Annotated in this window: 20 protein-coding genes and 1 tRNA gene; 14 read left to right on the top strand and 7 right to left on the bottom strand. The window is 62.7% G+C overall.

The features are described 5' to 3' along the window. Window positions 1–193 precede the first annotated feature (193 nt). Window positions 194–1,042, top strand: coding sequence for a carboxylating nicotinate-nucleotide diphosphorylase (gene nadC / locus PotMrB4_RS05700; RefSeq protein WP_172432753.1), 849 nt, complete (start codon window positions 194–196; stop codon window positions 1,040–1,042). 54 nt (window positions 1,043–1,096) lie between these two features. Here nadC and PotMrB4_RS05695 read toward each other — a convergent pair. The 3 genes from PotMrB4_RS05695 to PotMrB4_RS05685 all read right to left on the bottom strand — a co-directional run bounded on the left by PotMrB4_RS05695 (window position 1,097) and on the right by PotMrB4_RS05685 (window position 3,455). Beyond that, window positions 1,097–1,172: transfer RNA gene (locus PotMrB4_RS05695), tRNA-Thr, on the bottom strand. 50 nt (window positions 1,173–1,222) lie between these two features. Continuing rightward, complete coding sequence (locus PotMrB4_RS05690) at window positions 1,223–2,953, bottom strand: PglL family O-oligosaccharyltransferase (RefSeq protein WP_172432752.1); 1,731 nt, start codon at window positions 2,951–2,953, stop codon at window positions 1,223–1,225. Window positions 2,954–2,972: 19 nt separating this feature from the next. Then, entirely contained in the window at window positions 2,973–3,455 is a 483-nt protein-coding gene (locus PotMrB4_RS05685; protein ID WP_172432751.1) for a pilin, read from the bottom strand. A 223-nt stretch (window positions 3,456–3,678) separates the two neighbouring features. Here PotMrB4_RS05685 and pilB point away from each other — a divergent pair, with 223 nt between their 5' ends. The 5 genes from pilB to yacG are packed head-to-tail and all read left to right on the top strand — an operon-like array spanning window position 3,679 to window position 8,280. Then, entirely contained in the window at window positions 3,679–5,382 is a 1,704-nt protein-coding gene (pilB, locus tag PotMrB4_RS05680; RefSeq protein WP_172432750.1) for a type IV-A pilus assembly ATPase PilB, read from the top strand. A gap of 3 nt (window positions 5,383–5,385) precedes the next feature. Next, complete coding sequence (locus PotMrB4_RS05675) at window positions 5,386–6,603, top strand: type II secretion system F family protein (protein ID WP_172432749.1); 1,218 nt, start codon at window positions 5,386–5,388, stop codon at window positions 6,601–6,603. A 2-nt stretch (window positions 6,604–6,605) separates the two neighbouring features. Further along, window positions 6,606–7,478 (top strand): prepilin peptidase, encoded by an 873-nt coding sequence (locus tag PotMrB4_RS05670; protein WP_172432748.1) that lies wholly within the window; start codon window positions 6,606–6,608, stop codon window positions 7,476–7,478. Next, entirely contained in the window at window positions 7,475–8,086 is a 612-nt protein-coding gene (coaE, locus tag PotMrB4_RS05665; RefSeq protein WP_069559818.1) for a dephospho-CoA kinase, read from the top strand. Before PotMrB4_RS05670 ends, coaE begins: the two co-directional genes overlap by 4 nt. After that, window positions 8,083–8,280: a DNA gyrase inhibitor YacG gene (gene yacG, locus PotMrB4_RS05660; RefSeq protein ID WP_044406857.1), complete on the top strand. Its 198-nt coding sequence runs from the start codon at window positions 8,083–8,085 to the stop codon at window positions 8,278–8,280. Before coaE ends, yacG begins: the two co-directional genes overlap by 4 nt. A 12-nt stretch (window positions 8,281–8,292) precedes the next feature. Here the strand turns inward: yacG and PotMrB4_RS05655 are convergent, their stop codons facing one another. The 4 genes from PotMrB4_RS05655 to PotMrB4_RS05640 all read right to left on the bottom strand — a co-directional run bounded on the left by PotMrB4_RS05655 (window position 8,293) and on the right by PotMrB4_RS05640 (window position 10,200). Continuing rightward, window positions 8,293–8,508 (bottom strand): hypothetical protein, encoded by a 216-nt coding sequence (locus PotMrB4_RS05655; protein ID WP_160481384.1) that lies wholly within the window; start codon window positions 8,506–8,508, stop codon window positions 8,293–8,295. 110 nt (window positions 8,509–8,618) lie between these two features. After that, the gene (locus PotMrB4_RS05650; RefSeq protein ID WP_142011982.1) at window positions 8,619–9,305 is read right to left on the bottom strand and encodes an energy-coupling factor ABC transporter permease; all 687 of its coding nucleotides are present in this window, start codon (window positions 9,303–9,305) and stop codon (window positions 8,619–8,621) included. Next, window positions 9,302–9,778, bottom strand: coding sequence for a hypothetical protein (locus tag PotMrB4_RS05645; RefSeq protein WP_052807598.1), 477 nt, complete (start codon window positions 9,776–9,778; stop codon window positions 9,302–9,304). Before PotMrB4_RS05645 ends, PotMrB4_RS05650 begins: the two co-directional genes overlap by 4 nt. Continuing rightward, window positions 9,775–10,200, bottom strand: a complete 426-nt coding sequence (locus PotMrB4_RS05640) for a GNAT family N-acetyltransferase (RefSeq protein ID WP_107331796.1) — start codon at window positions 10,198–10,200, stop codon at window positions 9,775–9,777. Before PotMrB4_RS05640 ends, PotMrB4_RS05645 begins: the two co-directional genes overlap by 4 nt. Before the next feature lie 119 nt (window positions 10,201–10,319). Here PotMrB4_RS05640 and PotMrB4_RS05635 point away from each other — a divergent pair, with 119 nt between their 5' ends. The 8 genes from PotMrB4_RS05635 (at window position 10,320) to PotMrB4_RS05600 (ending at window position 16,089) form a co-directional block, all read left to right on the top strand. After that, window positions 10,320–10,946, top strand: a complete 627-nt coding sequence (locus tag PotMrB4_RS05635; RefSeq protein WP_172435045.1) for a DUF1780 domain-containing protein — start codon at window positions 10,320–10,322, stop codon at window positions 10,944–10,946. A gap of 79 nt (window positions 10,947–11,025) precedes the next feature. Then, window positions 11,026–11,199 carry a DUF3094 family protein gene (locus PotMrB4_RS05630; protein WP_044406847.1) on the top strand — a complete coding sequence of 58 codons (174 nt, stop codon included), beginning with the start codon at window positions 11,026–11,028 and terminating at the stop codon, window positions 11,197–11,199. 63 nt (window positions 11,200–11,262) lie between these two features. Continuing rightward, window positions 11,263–12,564, top strand: a complete 1,302-nt coding sequence (locus PotMrB4_RS05625; protein WP_172432747.1) for an NAD(P)/FAD-dependent oxidoreductase — start codon at window positions 11,263–11,265, stop codon at window positions 12,562–12,564. 248 nt (window positions 12,565–12,812) lie between these two features. Then, complete coding sequence (locus PotMrB4_RS05620) at window positions 12,813–13,826, top strand: LysR family transcriptional regulator (RefSeq protein ID WP_082078230.1); 1,014 nt, start codon at window positions 12,813–12,815, stop codon at window positions 13,824–13,826. Beyond that, entirely contained in the window at window positions 13,823–14,575 is a 753-nt protein-coding gene (locus PotMrB4_RS05615) for a 2OG-Fe(II) oxygenase (RefSeq protein WP_172432746.1), read from the top strand. Before PotMrB4_RS05620 ends, PotMrB4_RS05615 begins: the two co-directional genes overlap by 4 nt. 9 nt (window positions 14,576–14,584) lie before the next feature. Further along, complete coding sequence (gene alkB, locus PotMrB4_RS05610) at window positions 14,585–15,232, top strand: DNA oxidative demethylase AlkB (RefSeq protein WP_172432745.1); 648 nt, start codon at window positions 14,585–14,587, stop codon at window positions 15,230–15,232. Window positions 15,233–15,262: 30 nt separating this feature from the next. Beyond that, the gene (locus tag PotMrB4_RS05605) at window positions 15,263–15,493 is read left to right on the top strand and encodes a hypothetical protein (protein ID WP_044406836.1); all 231 of its coding nucleotides are present in this window, start codon (window positions 15,263–15,265) and stop codon (window positions 15,491–15,493) included. Window positions 15,494–15,537: 44 nt separating this feature from the next. Continuing rightward, the gene (locus PotMrB4_RS05600; RefSeq protein WP_172432744.1) at window positions 15,538–16,089 is read left to right on the top strand and encodes a methylated-DNA--[protein]-cysteine S-methyltransferase; all 552 of its coding nucleotides are present in this window, start codon (window positions 15,538–15,540) and stop codon (window positions 16,087–16,089) included. The last annotated feature ends 2 nt before the right edge of the window (window positions 16,090–16,091 follow it).

Genomic DNA, 16,091 nt, shown 5'->3' with positions numbered 1-16,091 from the left:
ACTCGTTCCGCAACCAAGGGGACACTTCCTGCAGTTATGACGCATGTCACACAGAACCCAACCCTTGTAGGCATGCGGCTGACAGCCGGTGCCGTTCTGAATATCTAGCAGAAAGCCAGCGACCGTTACCACCGCCGCTGCACCGGCGGTCCGCCGGCCTCTATAATCGCGCCATCTCGCAGCGGAGCCTCCCATGCCCAACCTGACCCTTGCCGACCTGAGCGCGGAAATCGAAGCCAACGTACGGCGCGCACTGACCGAGGACATCGGCAGCGGCGACATCACCGCCCAGCTCATCCCCGAGGAACGCCTCGCCTATGCCACGGTGATCACCCGCGAAGCCGCTGTGATTGCTGGGACCGCGTGGGTCGACGTGGTGTTCCGCCAACTCGACCCACGCGTGGCCGTGCACTGGCAGGTGGCGGACGGTGATCGCGTCCAGCCCAACCAACCTCTCTTCCACCTGGAAGGCCCGGCGCGGGCATTGCTCAGCGGCGAACGCAGCGCACTGAACTTCCTCCAATGCCTCTCCGGCGTCGCCACCCGCGTCGCTCATTATGTGGAGCTGGTGAAAGGCACCTCGGTGAAGCTGCTGGACACCCGCAAGACCCTGCCCGGCCTGCGCCTTGCGCAGAAGTACGCCGTCACCTGCGGCGGGGGCCACAACCATCGGATCGGCCTGTACGACGCCTTCCTGATCAAGGAAAACCACATCGCCGCCTGCGGCGGAATCACCCAGGCCATCAACGCCGCCCACCGCATCGCCCCCGGCAAGCCGGTTGAAGTGGAGGTGGAAAACCTGGACGAACTGCGACAGGCGCTGGATGCCGGTGCTGACATCATCATGCTGGACGAGCTGAGCCTCGACGACATGCGCACCGCCGTCACCCTCACCGCAGGCCGCGCCAAGCTGGAAGCCTCCGGCGGCATCAACGACACCACCCTGCGCACCATCGCCGAGACGGGGGTCGACTACATCTCCATTGGCACCCTGACCAAGGATGTCCGGGCGGTGGACCTGTCCATGCGGCTCAGCCTCTGAGGCCCCACCGCCAGAAAGCAAAAAGCCCCGCGATTGCGGGGCTTTTTGTTGAGCTGGTGCCGGAAACAGGAATCGAACCTGCGACCTTCGCGTTACGAGTGCGCTGCTCTACCTACTGAGCTATTCCGGCGGCGGGCGTAAGATACTTACAAAGCAGAACCGACTCAAGCGCAGCGCAAGCTAGTCGGGCATACCGGACACGACATCCCCCAATTGAGGATAAGTAGCGACCAACCCCCTCATAACGCCAAGCCCCTCGCGGTACAGAACATTGCCGTGGAGAGACTGGAGGATGCGCAAATGATCCCTTGCCTGCTGAGTCTTACCATTCAGTCCAGACGCCAGCGCATAGCGGTAAATACTCGAAGGATAAGGGTAGCGATAGGCAACTTTCCGCATCCATTCGAGCTCCTCGTCCGACATATCCGGGTGCGGGAAAGTCCGCGCAAAACGCAGATACTCTCGGAGCTGGGTCAGAATGAGCACCTCAGGTGTTGCCCCCCCTCCCTGCCACTCTGCCAAACGCGCGTTCTCAAAGCGCATTTGGCGATGACTATCTTCGATCACACGGTACTCGCTCCAAACCAACGCCATGACGGCGACGGCTAAAACTGTCAACCCTCCTGAGAACCACTTCGGAATACGCACTATAATTTTAGCTGAGCACTCTTTACTTACAGCCCCCAAAATTAGACCTAGAGGTAAGAGGAAGAACGCATATTCCAGCGGATACTCCAGCATCCCATGGGTAATTAACGCACCTCCCGCTACAAGAGCCAGAACACCTTCAATCGTCCGCACCCTAAGGCCGAGCCAAATTAGCCCTCCGGTCGAAAACACGATCAACATCCCACCAATGACAGGACCGTTCCACACCAGGAAATCCAATAGGATATTGTGACTATGTTCCGTTGGCATTCCAACCGGATAAGTAAGCGTAACACTAACTTGGGCGACACTCACCTGATTCCAACCATACCCCCACAGTGGGCCTTTAATTACCGCATAAAAAAGTTGCGACCACATATCCAGCCGCTCCAATGCTGAAGCACGCTGCAACGGGTCTGCACTAGACAGAAAAAGCAAATCTGAAACATAGGGGAGCACAAAGATCAATATGCCGTACAAAGCAATCCATACCAACAAATAGCTAGTCGAGAGCTTCCCTACGCTCCGACACTTACAAATCCAGAAAATTGAAGCTGCAACAGCAAAGACCCAAGGAGTGCGAGACTGACTCAGAGCCACAGCGAAAAGCAGAAAAGCCGAAACAAACGCGGAGAAAAACGCCCCGGTAAATCTGACCTCAAATAGATACCAAGCTGCTACCAACCCCAGCATTAGCATCAGCGCCAAATTATTAGGCTGGCCAAAATTAGCAAAAGGACGGCCAGAAGGGGGCAGATCAACAATCCAGATGCCGCCCCCGACACCTAACCATTGAGCAACGGCAATTAGCCCCGAAAGAACTGCCCCCAACAAAAAACACCAAGCCCCATAGATAAAAAACCGGCTTGAGTCATTTTCACGAACATTCAAATTGAAGCCAACAACCAAGCTCCAACAGAACCCTAATAAATAGAGAAATGCAATCCAGGCATCCCCGGCAAAATAGCCCCTACCACCTATTTGCAACAAGGGTAGAAAAGCAACCAAAACCGCTAAGAGAACATACCCTGGCAAGACATCTGCTTCACTTCGAAGCAATAGAAAAACTGATAAAGCTATCAATGCAGCAAAACTTGAAAAATCTTGATAGGCCGTCAACCACGGCACATAGTGATTGGGTAACAGCCACCCTATTACTAAAAGCAGAAACGCCCCAGCAGCAGCCCAATTAGCTATACGCCTAGCAACCACCACCACCACCACCCCCATGGAGAAAAAATGCCCCGCCAAGCGGCAGGGCATTCTTCAGATCAAAGCCAAATTAGCGGCAGCTGGCCGGCAGATATTTGGCTTCGATCGGGTTGGTGGCAGCACCAGCACATTTCCACGCGCGAACCGGCTTCAGATTACCCGCAGTGAAATCCGCAGCAACAGAAGCGGTGGTAGCAGCGGCATCGCTATAGGGAGTCAAAGTGATGCCCTTACCAGTACCAACCTGAGCGATATTCTGAGCGACGACGGTGATAGCACCGGCAGCAGTAGTTTGAATGGACGCTACGTATTGAGAAACCGCAGAAGTAGTTTCACCACAGCCAAAGCCGTTTGCGGCCGGAGTAGAAGCGAGGCCGGTCTGAGAAGCCTCAGAGATAGCGGCACGGCAGGACGAAGCAGCCAGAACCACTTCAGAAACCTTGGCGCGAGCGGTGTAGTCCTGGTAAGCAGGCAGAGCAACAGCGGCGAGAATGCCGATGATCGCAACAACGATCATCAATTCGATCAGGGTAAAGCCTTTTTGAGCTTTCATATCTATCTCCAGTCAAGGGAATTCAGGCACTAGACCTACCCAAACAAAAGCAATCGACGTGCCAACTAAGAAAAGCCCCATCCAGCATGGGTTAAGGGCCTGATTACTCAGAACTGAAACCCTCAATCAGTCAGTACCTGCCATTTTTTGTCAGCCGGTAGACATTGAGTGGAAGCAGAAGGCCTTCTACGTTATAAGGCAACGTTCCTCGGGGGGGCTCACTATGAATGACAGCGTAAACCTGACAGGCTTGGCCAAGCAGATGGTCATTGCCAATCTATTAGACGAAAAAACAGCCTCACAGGCACAGCAACAGGCAGCTCGCAACAAACTCTCTCTGGTGACCTATCTGGTTCAGAACAAGCTTGTGAAGAGTCGCGATCTGATTGAGTTAGCTGCCGAGCAGTTCGGTGTCGCCTATGTTGATCTCAACTCGATCGACAGGGACAGCTATCCCAAGGAACTCGTCAGTGAAAAGCTCATACGCCAGCATAGAGTGCTGCCGCTATGGCGTCGGGGCAACAAGCTCTTCATAGCCGTATCGGACCCCGCCAACCACCAAGCCGTTACAGACATTCAGTTCAACACCGGCCTCACTACCGAATCGATCCTGGTTGAAGATGACAAACTGGGCGTTGCAATCGATAAATTTTTTGAAGGTGAAGCATCCGGGCTGGACGACTTGGGAGATGTCGACCTAGATGGCTTGGATGTCGAAGCGGTAGACGATGACAAAGGCTCAGCCGATGCTGGCCAGGATGCAGATGATGCGCCAGTAGTACGCTTCGTCAACAAGATGCTACTCGATGCGATCAAGGGAGGATCTTCCGACCTGCACTTCGAACCCTATGAAAGGAGCTACAGGGTTCGCTTCCGAACTGATGGAATCCTTCACGAAGTGGCTAGACCCCCTGTCCAGCTTGCAAGTCGGATATCTGCACGACTCAAGGTGATGGCCGCGCTGGACATCTCTGAACGTCGTAAGCCTCAGGACGGGCGGATCAAGATGAAGATTTCCAAGACCAAGGCGATTGACTTTCGAGTCAACACCCTTCCCACCCTGTGGGGAGAAAAAATCGTCATGCGGATCCTCGACCCCACGAGTGCTCAGATGGGGATCGATGCTCTGGGTTACGAAGACTTCCAGAAAGAGCTGTACCTAGAGGCCCTGAAGCAACCCCAAGGCATGATTCTGGTGACCGGCCCTACCGGCTCCGGCAAAACCGTATCCCTCTATACAGGCATTAATATCCTCAATACGGTAGACATCAATATCTCCACCGCAGAGGACCCAGTGGAGATCAACCTGGAAGGGATCAACCAGGTAAACGTGAACCCTCGACAGGGCATGGATTTCGCTCAAGCGCTACGCGCCTTCCTCCGCCAAGACCCGGATGTGATCATGGTGGGCGAAATTCGGGACCTTGAGACAGCAGAAATCGCTATCAAGGCCGCTCAGACCGGCCACATGGTGATGTCAACGCTCCACACCAACAGCGCAGCAGAGACCCTGACGCGTCTCCGCAACATGGGAGTGCCCGCGTTCAACATCGCCACCTCGGTCAACCTGATCATTGCGCAACGCTTGGCGCGAAAGCTCTGTGGCACTTGTAAGAAGGAAGTGGATGTGCCCCGTGACACCTTGCTAAAAGAGGGTTTTCCGGAGAGCAAGATCGGTACGTTCAAGATTTTCGGGCCGGTCGGCTGCGAAAATTGCAAAGGTGGCTACAAAGGCAGGGTAGGTATTTATGAAGTAGTTAAAATCACGCCTGCCTTGCAACGCATTATCATGGAGGAAGGTAACTCCATCGATATCGCAACACAGATGCGCAAGGATGGGTTCAATGACCTGCGTACCTCGGGCCTGCTCAAAGCCATGCAGGGCGTTACCAGCCTCGAGGAAGTCAACCGAGTCACCAAGGACTAATCCATGGCGGATAAGGCATTAAAGACCAGCGTCTTCAAGTGGGAAGGCACTGACAAGAAAGGTACCAAGGTAACGGGTGAGATCAGCGGCTCCAATCCGGCCCTTGTCAAAGCTCAACTCCGTAAGCAAGGTATCAATCCAACCAAGGTTCGAAAAAAGGCTGCCTCACTCTTCAGCAAAAACAAGAAAATCAAGCCACTAGAAATCGCCTTATTTACACGTCAGATGGCGACAATGATGAAGGCAGGCGTCCCTCTTCTACAGAGCTTCGACATTATCGGGGAAGGCTTTGATAATGCCAGCATGCGAAAACTGGTCGATGATGTTAAGCAAGATGTAGCAGCGGGTAACAGCTTTGCCTCTTCGTTGCGAAAACGCCCGATCTATTTCGACGATCTTTATTGCAACTTGGTGGACTCAGGCGAGCAAGCCGGCGCACTTGAAACCTTGCTTGACCGCGTAGCAACTTACAAGGAAAAAACAGAAGCCCTCAAAGCCAAAATAAAAAAGGCGATGAATTACCCCATCGCAGTAGTGGTAGTTGCAATTATCGTTTCAATGATCCTTCTGATTAAAGTTGTACCGCAATTTGAAGCTGTATTTAGTAACTTCGGTGCCGAGCTGCCTGCATTCACTCTGATGGTGATCGGGCTTTCCGAATTCCTCCAAGAGTGGTGGTGGCTGGTAATTTTGGGGCTGTTTGGCACAGCTTTTGGACTGAAGCAAGTTCACCAGAAATCCGAGAAATTTCGTAATAGCGTGGACCGGGCAGCACTCAAAGCCCCTATTGTCGGTAACATCATCTACAAATCGGCAGTAGCTCGCTTTGCACGAACCCTTGCGACTACGTTTGCGGCTGGTGTCCCGTTGGTTGATGCGCTTGACTCTGTATCCGGAGCGACTGGCAACATCGTATTCAAACAAGCGGTCAACAAAGTCAAGCAAGATGTGTCCACAGGCATGCAGCTCAATTTCTCCATGCGTACCACGGGGGTCTTCCCAACCATGGCAATCCAGATGACTGCTATCGGCGAAGAGTCAGGCGCACTAGACTCCATGTTGGATAAATTGGCCACCTTTTACGAAGAAGAAGTCGATAACGCTGTTGATGGCCTGACTTCACTGATGGAGCCGCTGATCATGTCTGTCTTGGGTGTTCTGGTCGGCGGTCTCATCATTGCCATGTACCTCCCTATCTTCCAACTCGGCTCCGTAGTCTGACGATGCCTCTTGTTGACTTTCTGGCCGGCAACTTGCCGGCCTTTGTTTTCTGCGTATTCCTCCTCGGTCTCTTGGTCGGCAGTTTCCTCAACGTGGTCATTTACCGCTTGCCGGTGATGATGTTCCGCGATTGGAAGATCCAGGCCCGCGAGGCCCTGGAGTTGCCGCCGGAGCCGCCGGGCGAGACGTTCAACCTGGTTCTGCCGAACTCCCGCTGCCCCCATTGCCAGCACGAAATCAAGGCCTGGGAGAACATCCCGGTGGTCAGTTGGCTGGCACTGGGCGGCAAATGTTCGTCGTGCAAGGCACCGATCAAGAAGCGCTACCCGTTGGTGGAGTTGGCCAGCGGGCTGCTTTCCGCGTACGTCGCCTGGCACTTCGGCTTCACCTGGCAGGCGGGCGCCTTCCTGGTGCTGACCTGGGGTTTGCTGGCGATGAGCATGATCGACATCGACCACCAGCTGCTCCCCGACTCCCTGGTGCTGCCGCTGCTCTGGCTCGGGCTGATCGTCAACAGCCAGGGGCTGTTCACCGGGCTGGAGGATGCCCTCTGGGGCGCGGTAGGCGGCTACCTGAGCCTGTGGAGCGTGTACTGGGTGTTCAAGCTGGTGACCGGCAAAGAAGGCATGGGCTATGGCGACTTCAAGCTGCTGGCCATGCTCGGCGCCTGGGGTGGCTGGCAGGTGCTGCCGCTGACCATCCTGCTGTCGTCCCTGGTCGGTGCGGTACTGGGGATCATCATCCTCAAGCTGCGCGATGCCGACAGCGGCACGCCCATTCCCTTCGGCCCCTACCTGGCAATTGCCGGCTGGATCGCATTGCTCTGGGGTGATCAAATAACCGGGACCTATCTGCAGTTCGCCGGTTTCAAATGACCACACCCTGGATTCTTGGCCTCACAGGCGGCATCGGCAGCGGCAAGAGTGCCGCTGCCGCTCATTTCAATGCCCTGGGCGTCCATATGGTGGATGCCGATCACGCCGCCCGCTGGGTGGTGGAGCCCGGCCGCCCCGCCCTGGCTCGCATCGCCGAGCATTTCGGCGAAGGCGTCCTCCTGGCCGACGGGCAGCTCGACCGCGCCGCCCTGCGCCAGCACATCTTCCAGCACCCGGAGGAACGCCGCTGGCTGGAAAACCTGCTGCATCCGCTGATCAACCAGGAGATCGCCAGCAACCTGGCCGAGGCCAAGTCCCCCTACGCCATCCTGGTTTCCCCACTGCTCATCGAGTCCGGGCAGCACCGCATGACCCAGCGCGTGCTGGTGGTGGACGTCCCCGAGGCCCTGCAAGTGCAGCGCACCATGGCCCGTGATGGCGTCTCCGAGGAACAGGTCCAGGCCATCCTCAAGGCCCAGGCTGACCGGGACAAGCGCCTGGCTGCCGCCCACGACGTGCTGCTGAATGACCGGGACCTGACCTGGATGCGCACCGAAGTCGAACGACTGCACGCCTTCTATCTGACACTGCGAGGAGGCCAGCCATGAGCCAACCCATGACCGTTGAATGCCCCACCTGCGGAGCGCCCGTCGAGTGGGGCCCACAAAGCCCCAACCGGCCCTTCTGCTCCCACCGCTGCAAGCTGATCGACCTGGGCGCCTGGGCCGCCGAAGAGCACGCCATCCCCGGTGACAACCTCGAGGACGAACTGTTCTCCGGTGATCTCCCTGACCGTCACTGATCCCATGCGCCCTCAGGGGCGCATGAAGGCGTAGTCCCGCCCGTCATCCAGGTTGTCCGCCAGGAACATCAGCTCCGCCGCCAGGTCCTCCTGTGAGCGCACGCCCTTGCTGCGCTCCACCACCGCACTCAGCAGCGCCCGCAAGGCCAGCGCCTCGTCGAAGCCCTCGCCACCGCCCTGCTCCAGCACCTGCGCCAGCGCGGCGCGCGCCCAATCGTGAACACCCATGGTTGCATCCTCGTTCGAAGTGACCGGGGGATCATCCGCGCGCGCCAGGTCGCCCGACCTTGATCGGCGTCAATCGGTGCCGATCATCGGGGCAGTGAATCCAGCGCCATTCAGCTCCTGTCGTCGTCCTTCCAGGGCGCCTGCAGGTAGCGCGTGCGGTTGAAGGTCTCCAGCCACTCGGGGCAGAACACCACCAGCGCCGTCACCGCCGTGCCGTTGATGAAGGCCTCCGGGAACATAACCAGCCACAGGTAGCCGACGAAGTCCTCCAGCCAGGGCGGCATCGGGAAGATGCCATCGATGAACAGCAGCCCCAGCCCCACCAGGGTGCAGAGCAGAGCCGCCAACGCCGCAGGAAAGAACCCACAGCAGAAGATGTAGACGAACAGGTTGCGCGGCTGGAAGTGTTCCACCCACTTCGCACACAGCTCTGTCACCAGCACCGGCAACAGCACCAGCAGCGCCCCGTTGATGCCCATCGCCGCAACGTCCTGGCGCCCCAGCGCCAGCAAGCCGAGCTGTGCAACGAGGCCGCCCAGCACCGCCAGGGGCCAGTCCAGCAGCAGCGTCACCGCCGTCATGCCGATGAAGTGGTAGGAGACCCCGGAATCGAAGTCCCGCCGCACCATCCACAACAGGAACAACGCCAGCACCGTGCCGAACAGCAGGTGCTGGCGCCGGAAGTCGCTGAACAACTCCAGCCACGGCGCGCGCATCACCGCCCAGGCCAGGGCCGGGACGTAGATCGCCCAGCCCAACCCCAGGCTGGTGTCGGACAGCAGCTCGGCGGCGATCACGGCGCCGGCGGCACCGCGTCCAGCGCCGCGCGCAGCGACTCGGCCGACGCGAAAGCCTTCTGCCCCTGCAGCACGCCGTCACGCAGGGTCAGCACCAGCACCTGGCCCTCGGGGGCCTCGTAGCGCGGCGCCACGCGGGACTCGCGGTCCAGCAGCACGCGGTAGTTGTAGTCCTGCATCGCCGGCACGGCGAACAGCTTGGAAATCACCGACGGCATGCGGCTGATGTCTGCCACGAACACCGCATGGCGCTGTTCGAGGAAGTCCTTCGGCTTGCCGTCCAGAGCCGCCTTCACCAGCTTCGCCCCATCCATGTCGCGCGCCACCAGCAGCAGCCCCAGCTGGTTGTCCAGGCTGTAGGGTTTCTCGTACTGGTCCAGCAGGGTCCAGGGCGCCAGGCGCTCACCCTGTTCCAGCGCCTGCGCACCACCGGCCAGCAGAGCCAGCAGCAGCGCCAAAGAGAGCCGTTTCATCGTGTCACTCCGTTCGTGGAAAAAACCGCGATATCCCCGCGCCGGGACCAGTCCGCCTGGGCGGACCAGAACGCCAGCGCCTCGGGCGCGTCCCGCAGGACGAATACATGGGACTTGCCGATGCCCTCGGCCGCCAGCCGCTGCAGCACCGCATCCAGCAACCGCCGCGCCAGGCCCTGCCCGCGCAGCGGCACGTCCACCACCAGGTGCTGCAGGTAGCCGCGGCGGCCGTCATGCCCGGCCATCAGCGAGGCCACCACCTGGCCCTCGCGCTCCACCAGCAGGCTGAGCCCCGGGTTTCGCGCCAGGTAGGCGCAGAACGGCGCATGAGCATCGTCCTCGCGCAGGCGCAGCCCCGGCGTACGCTGCCAGAGGGCGATCAGTTGGGCGTGGTCATCAGGGGTGACAGGGCGAAGGTGCATGGCGGGCATCCGGCAAACGCAGCAGAGTCTATACCAAGGCGCCGGCCGCCACATCGCAGCGCAATGCCACACCCGGCGGCGGCTTGCAGCCGACCGCCCTCGCCCCCTACTCTCCGGCCATGGACGAATCCGACTACCTGCGCCTGCTCACCCGCCAGGCCGAGCAGGCCAATGAATTCCTCTCCAACGCGCGCAAGTGGGAGCGCGAACGCTGGGTCTGCCAGCGCCTGCTGCAGGCGCTCAACCAGCCCTATCGGCTGGAAGACTTCAGCACCGGCACCGAGCCCCCCGACGTGGAGTTCCGCGAGGCCAACTTCGAGGTCTTCTTCGTGCTCGACGAAGGCCGCCGCCTCAACGACGAGTGGCGCGCCGAACTGGAGCGCCGCCGCAGCGCATCCTCCCTCAGCCAACTGCTGCGCCGGGAGACGCGCCCCAAGCGCATCGCCATGAAGGAGCTGCAGGCGACGCTCGCCCCCACGCTGCGCAAGAAAGCCCACAACTACCGCGAACGTGGCCTGGACCCGGCCGAGCTCGACCTGCTCGCCTTCGTCAGCCTCAAGCGCGTGCGCCCCGACTTCAACAGCCCGTTCCCGCCGCCGACCGAATTCCTCCTGCAGGGCTGGCGCTCGCTGTCCGTGGTGGGCCCCACCTACGCTCGTGTGCTTTTCGCCCAGCCGGGTGCCCCGGAGTTCCTCCGCGCCAACCTCGGGCGGACCGTGCTCTTCGACCTTGGCATCGGCCTGTGACCGCTCACGCAAACGCGCATTGAGCGCCGCCGGAAGGCACGTCTAGAATGCACGTCATATTTCCCCGTCGAGGCACGCCATGCCCAGCCGCCTGACACCCGACGACCAGCAGAAGGTCGAGCAGTACCTGAGCCTCCCCCAGCACCAGGTCGAACGCCAGCCGTTCAAGCCCTGGCGGCTCCTGCTCATCCTTCTGGCACTCGTCATCGGCCTGGGCCTGCTCAGCCGCCTCCTCGCGCGACTCGTCCTGTGAGCCGCGCCAAGCGCCACGAAGGCGCCCACGAAAAGAATTCTTATAGCCTTGTGAGAAATCCCCATGACCCATCGCATCGTGATCGTCGGCGGCGGCGCCGGCGGCCTGGAGCTTGCCACCCGCCTGGGTAGAACCCTCGGCAAACGCGGCCAGGCGAAGATCATCCTGGCCGACGCCAACCTCACACACATCTGGAAACCGCTGCTGCACGAAGTCGCGGCGGGCTCGCTCAACTCCACCGAGAACGAGCTGAACTACGTCGCCCAGGCCAAATGGAACCACTTCGAGTTCCAGCTCGGCCGCATGAGCGGGCTGGACCGCAGCCGCAAGGCCATCCAGCTGGCCGCCACCCTCGACGAGGAAGGCCGCGAACTGGTGCCCGCCCGCGAAGTGGCCTACGACACCCTGGTGATCGCCGTCGGCAGCACCACCAACGACTTCGGCACCGAGGGCGCCGCGCGCCACTGCATCTTCCTCGACACCCGCGAGCAGGCCGAGCGCTTCCACCGGCAGATGCTCAGCCACTACCTGCGCGCCCACGCCCGCGACGGTGACGACGACCAGATCAGCGTCGCCATCGTCGGCGCCGGTGCCACCGGCGTCGAACTGGCCGCCGAACTGCACCACGCCGCCCACGAACTGGCGGCCTACGGCCTGGACAGCATCCAGCCGGAGAACATGCGCATCACCCTGATCGAAGCCGGCCCGCGGGTACTGCCCGCCCTGCCCGAGCGCATCAGCGCCCCGGTGCACCGCACCCTGGAAGGGCTCGGCGTGCGCGTCATGACCGGCGCTGCCGTCAAGGAAGTCACCGCCGACGGCCTGCTCACCGCCCAGGGCGAGAAGATCCTCGCCAGCCTCAAGGTCTGGGCCGCCGGCATCCGCGCCCCGGCCTTCCTCAAGGACCTCGACGGCCTGGAGAGCAACCGCATCAACCAGCTGGTGGTGACCCCCACCCTGCAGACCACCCGGGATACCGACATCTTCGCCTTCGGCGACTGCGCCGCCTGCCCCCTGGGCGACGGCAGCGAGCGCAACGTCCCGCCCCGCGCCCAGGCCGCGCACCAGCAGGCCTCCCTGCTGGTGAAATCGCTCAAGGCGCGGATCGCCGGCCAGCACACCCTGCCCGAGTACCGCTACCAGGACTACGGCTCGCTGATCTCCCTTTCCAGCTTCAGCGCCGTCGGCAACCTGATGGGCAACCTCATGGGCAGCGTGAAGCTGGAAGGCTGGCTGGCGCGGATGTTCTACATCTCCCTCTACCGCATGCACCAGATGGCCCTGTACGGCGCCTTCCGCACCTTCCTGCTGATGCTCAGCGACCGCATCGGCCGCAGCACCGACCCCCGCCTCAAGCTGCACTAGAAAGAAGCCGGCCGGGCGCTCTAGGCCCGGCCATCCGGCCCGCAAATTCAAGCGCAAGAAACGGAGTGCCAACGCCCCACTGTCCCCCGATAGTGGGCGCGTCGGCCCGTGCGCCCCGCGCAACGGCCACCCGGGGCCCAGGCATGGCCTGGCCCGGCGTGCCCCCTCATTCGCAGTAACCCGGGAGAACGCCCCGCACCCAGCCCTGAAGAACGCAGAGTCGATGACAGACAGGAGACGAAACACACATGGAGCTACGTCATCTTCGCTATTTTCTCGCCGTGGCCGAGGAACTGAACTTCACCCGCGCCGCCGCCCGCCTCCACATCGAGCAATCCCCGCTGTCCCGGGCCATCAAGGAACTGGAGTCCGAGCTCGGCATCCAGCTGTTCGAGCGCAACCCCCGGGGCGTGCAGCTCACCTGGGCCGGCAGCGTGTTCCTCGATAACGCCAAGCGCATCTTCGCCGCCCTCGAACAGGCCCGCATGGACATGCGCGGCGTCGCTCTCGGCTTTCGCGGCACCCTGCGCATCGCCGTGTCCGACGGCATCGCCCCGAATCGCCTGGCCGACCTGCTCGCCCGCTGCCGGCAGGAGGAGCCGGAACTGGGCATCCGCCTGTTCGAAGTCAGCTACGCCCAGCAGGTGAAAGGCCTGCTGGAACACCACTACGACCTCGGCTTCGCCCGCATCGACGCCGCCGGCAGCGGCCTGCAGGCTCAGCCCGTCTGGAGCGACCCACTGGTCGCCGCCCTACCGGCCCGCCACCCGCTGCTCTCGCACCGGCGCATCCCGCTGCAGGAGCTGGTCCGCCACCCGCTCATCCTCAGCCACAGCGAAGTCCACGAAGGGCAGTTCCAGCAGATCAGCCGGCTGCTCCGGGCCCACCTCAGCGAAGACGAAGCCGCCCGCCTCGATATCGCCGAGCAGTACATCTCCCGCGAGACCATGCAGGCCCTGGTCGCCGCCGGCTATGGCGTCGCCCTGGTGAGCGGCACCGAGCGCAGCGACCTGGCCGGCAGCGAGATCGTCACCCGCGCCCTGTCGCTGCCCGACTCCGAACTCACCACCTACCTGCTGCGCCCGGCAGGCGAACCCAGCGCCCACCTCTCGCGCTTCCTCGAACGGGTCGCGCAGACCTGCCGGCGCACTGAAGAGCCCAGCCCCCAAGGCCTGTTCGACAGCCTGCGGCCCCTGGCACCGCTCACCCGCCTGCGCCCCATGGGCCTGCCCCAGGCCCACGGCAGCCTGTCCGTATCATGAGTGCCGTGCTCTCGTGCCCGGCGGCGCCGGACCTCACCCCCACCGCCCTCCTCGACCGGCTCGATGCCCTGGACTGGCCCCAACTGGAAGCGCAGCTGGAGCGCCACGGCCACGCCTGCATCGAGCAGCTGCTGGACGCCGACACCTGCGCCCACCTGGCCGCGCTCTACCCGGACGCACGCACCTTCCGCTCGCGCATCGTCATGGCCCGGCACAGCTTCGGCCAGGGCGAGTACAAGTACTTCGCCTACCCCCTGCCCGCCCTGCTCACGACCCTGCGCCACCGGCTGTTCCCGCCGCTGGCACGGATCGCCAACCGCTGGCAGGCCCGCCTCGGCCTGGAGACGCGCTACCCCGAGGCCCTGGACGCCTTCCTCATGCGCTGCCACCGGGCCGGGCAGACACGCCCCACCCCGCTGCTGCTGCGCTACGGAGCGGGCGACTACAACCGCCTGCACCAGGACCTCTACGGCGAGCACAACTTCCCGCTGCAGATCGCCATCCTGCTCTCCGAGCCCGGGCGCGACTTCACCGGCGGCGAATTCGTCCTCACCGAGCACCTGGCCGGCACCCAGCGGGCCGACGTGGTGCCCCTGCGCCAGGGCGACGCGGTGATCTTCCCGGTGGACCTGCGCCCCGTACCCGGCAAGCGCAGCGGCTTCCGCCGCGCCGCCATGCGCCACGGTGTCAGCCTGGTGCGCAGCGGCCAGCGCCACACCCTTGGGCTGATCTTCCATGACGCCACCTGAGGAGCGCCCATGACCCCCGACCTCTTCGCCGCCCCTGCCGGCGGCCAGCGCGAAGCCATGGCCGAGCAGGCCGTGATCCTGCGCGGCTTCGCCCTGGACCAGGCCGACGAACTGCTGCGGCAGATCCTCCAGCTGCAGGCCCAGGCACCGTTCCGCCACATGCTCACCCCCGGCGGCTTCCGCATGTCCGTCGCGCTGACCAACTGCGGCGCCCTGGGCTGGACCACCGACCGCCGTGGCTACCGCTACAGCGCCACCGACCCGGACAGCGGCGCCCCCTGGCCGGCCATGCCGGAGCGCTTCCGCCAACTGGCCCGCCAGGCGGCCGAAGCCGCCGGCTTCCCGGGTTTCGACGCCGACGCCTGCCTGCTCAACCGCTACCAGCCCGGCGCCCGCCTGAGCCTGCACCAGGACCGCAACGAACGCGGCTTCGACGCCCCCGTGGTGTCCGTCTCCCTCGGCATGAGCGCCACCTTCCTGTTCGGCGGGCAGCGCCGCAACGACCCGGTCCGGCGCTTCCTCCTGCACCACGGCGACGTGGCCGTGTGGGGTGGCCGGGACCGCCTGCGTTTTCACGGCGTGGCCCCGCTCAAGGGGCCGCCGCACCCGAGCCTGGGCGAGCAGCGCCTGAACTTCACCTTCCGCCGCGCCGGCTGACGCCGCCGTGCCAGCCACGAGAGCCCCTTCGTGCCCGACCTCACCGACATTCCCGCCGCAGCGGCCGCCCACCTCGGCGAACCGCCAGCGGCCCACGACGCGGCGGAACAGGCCAAGCGCCAGGTGCTGGATGCCTTCCAGGCCATGGTGGATGCCCGCCAGGCCTGGTGGCGCACCCACGAAACGGGGCGGACCGAACTGCACCTCGCCAGCGGCGAGGTCTACCTCTTGCAACGCCACGGCGTGGTCCGGCTGCGCTGAACCCCGCCACAAGGAACGCCGTCCATGACAAGGAGAACCACCCCATGAACCTGTTGCTGAGCGCCCTCGAGTCCCCGCTGGGCACCCTGCTGGTAGTCACCGACACCGAACAGCGCATCCGCGCCCTCGGCTTCGGCGACTACCGCCTGGCGCTGCTGCGCAACCTGCGCCAGCGCTTCGGTGACTACCGCCTGCAGGACACCCCGCTGCCGCGCGGGATCGCCGACGCCCTGCGCGGCTACTTCCAGGGCGACCTGGGCGCCATCGACTGCCTGGTGCTGGAGCCCGACGGCACGCCCTTCCAGCGCAAGGTCTGGGACGCCCTAGGGCAGATCCCGCCCGGCAGCACCCGCAGCTACGGCGAAGTCGCCCGCCAGCTGGGGCTGAACGACCCACGCGCCGCCATCGAGGTGGGTGCCGCCAACGCCGCCAACCCCATCGCCGTGCTGATCCCCTGCCACCGGGTGGTGGCCAGCAACGGCGAGCTGCGCGGCTACGCCTGGGGCCTGGAGCGCAAGCACTGGCTGCTGGAGCACGAGCGCGCCCTGCGGCCCCTTGCCGCCACGCCGCGTACCGCCAGCCTGCCGGGGTTCTGAGC

It is taken from the genome of Metapseudomonas otitidis, assembly GCF_011397855.1.
GTDB lineage: Bacteria > Pseudomonadota > Gammaproteobacteria > Pseudomonadales > Pseudomonadaceae > Metapseudomonas > Metapseudomonas otitidis.
This window is presented reverse-complemented; position numbering and strand designations above follow the sequence as displayed.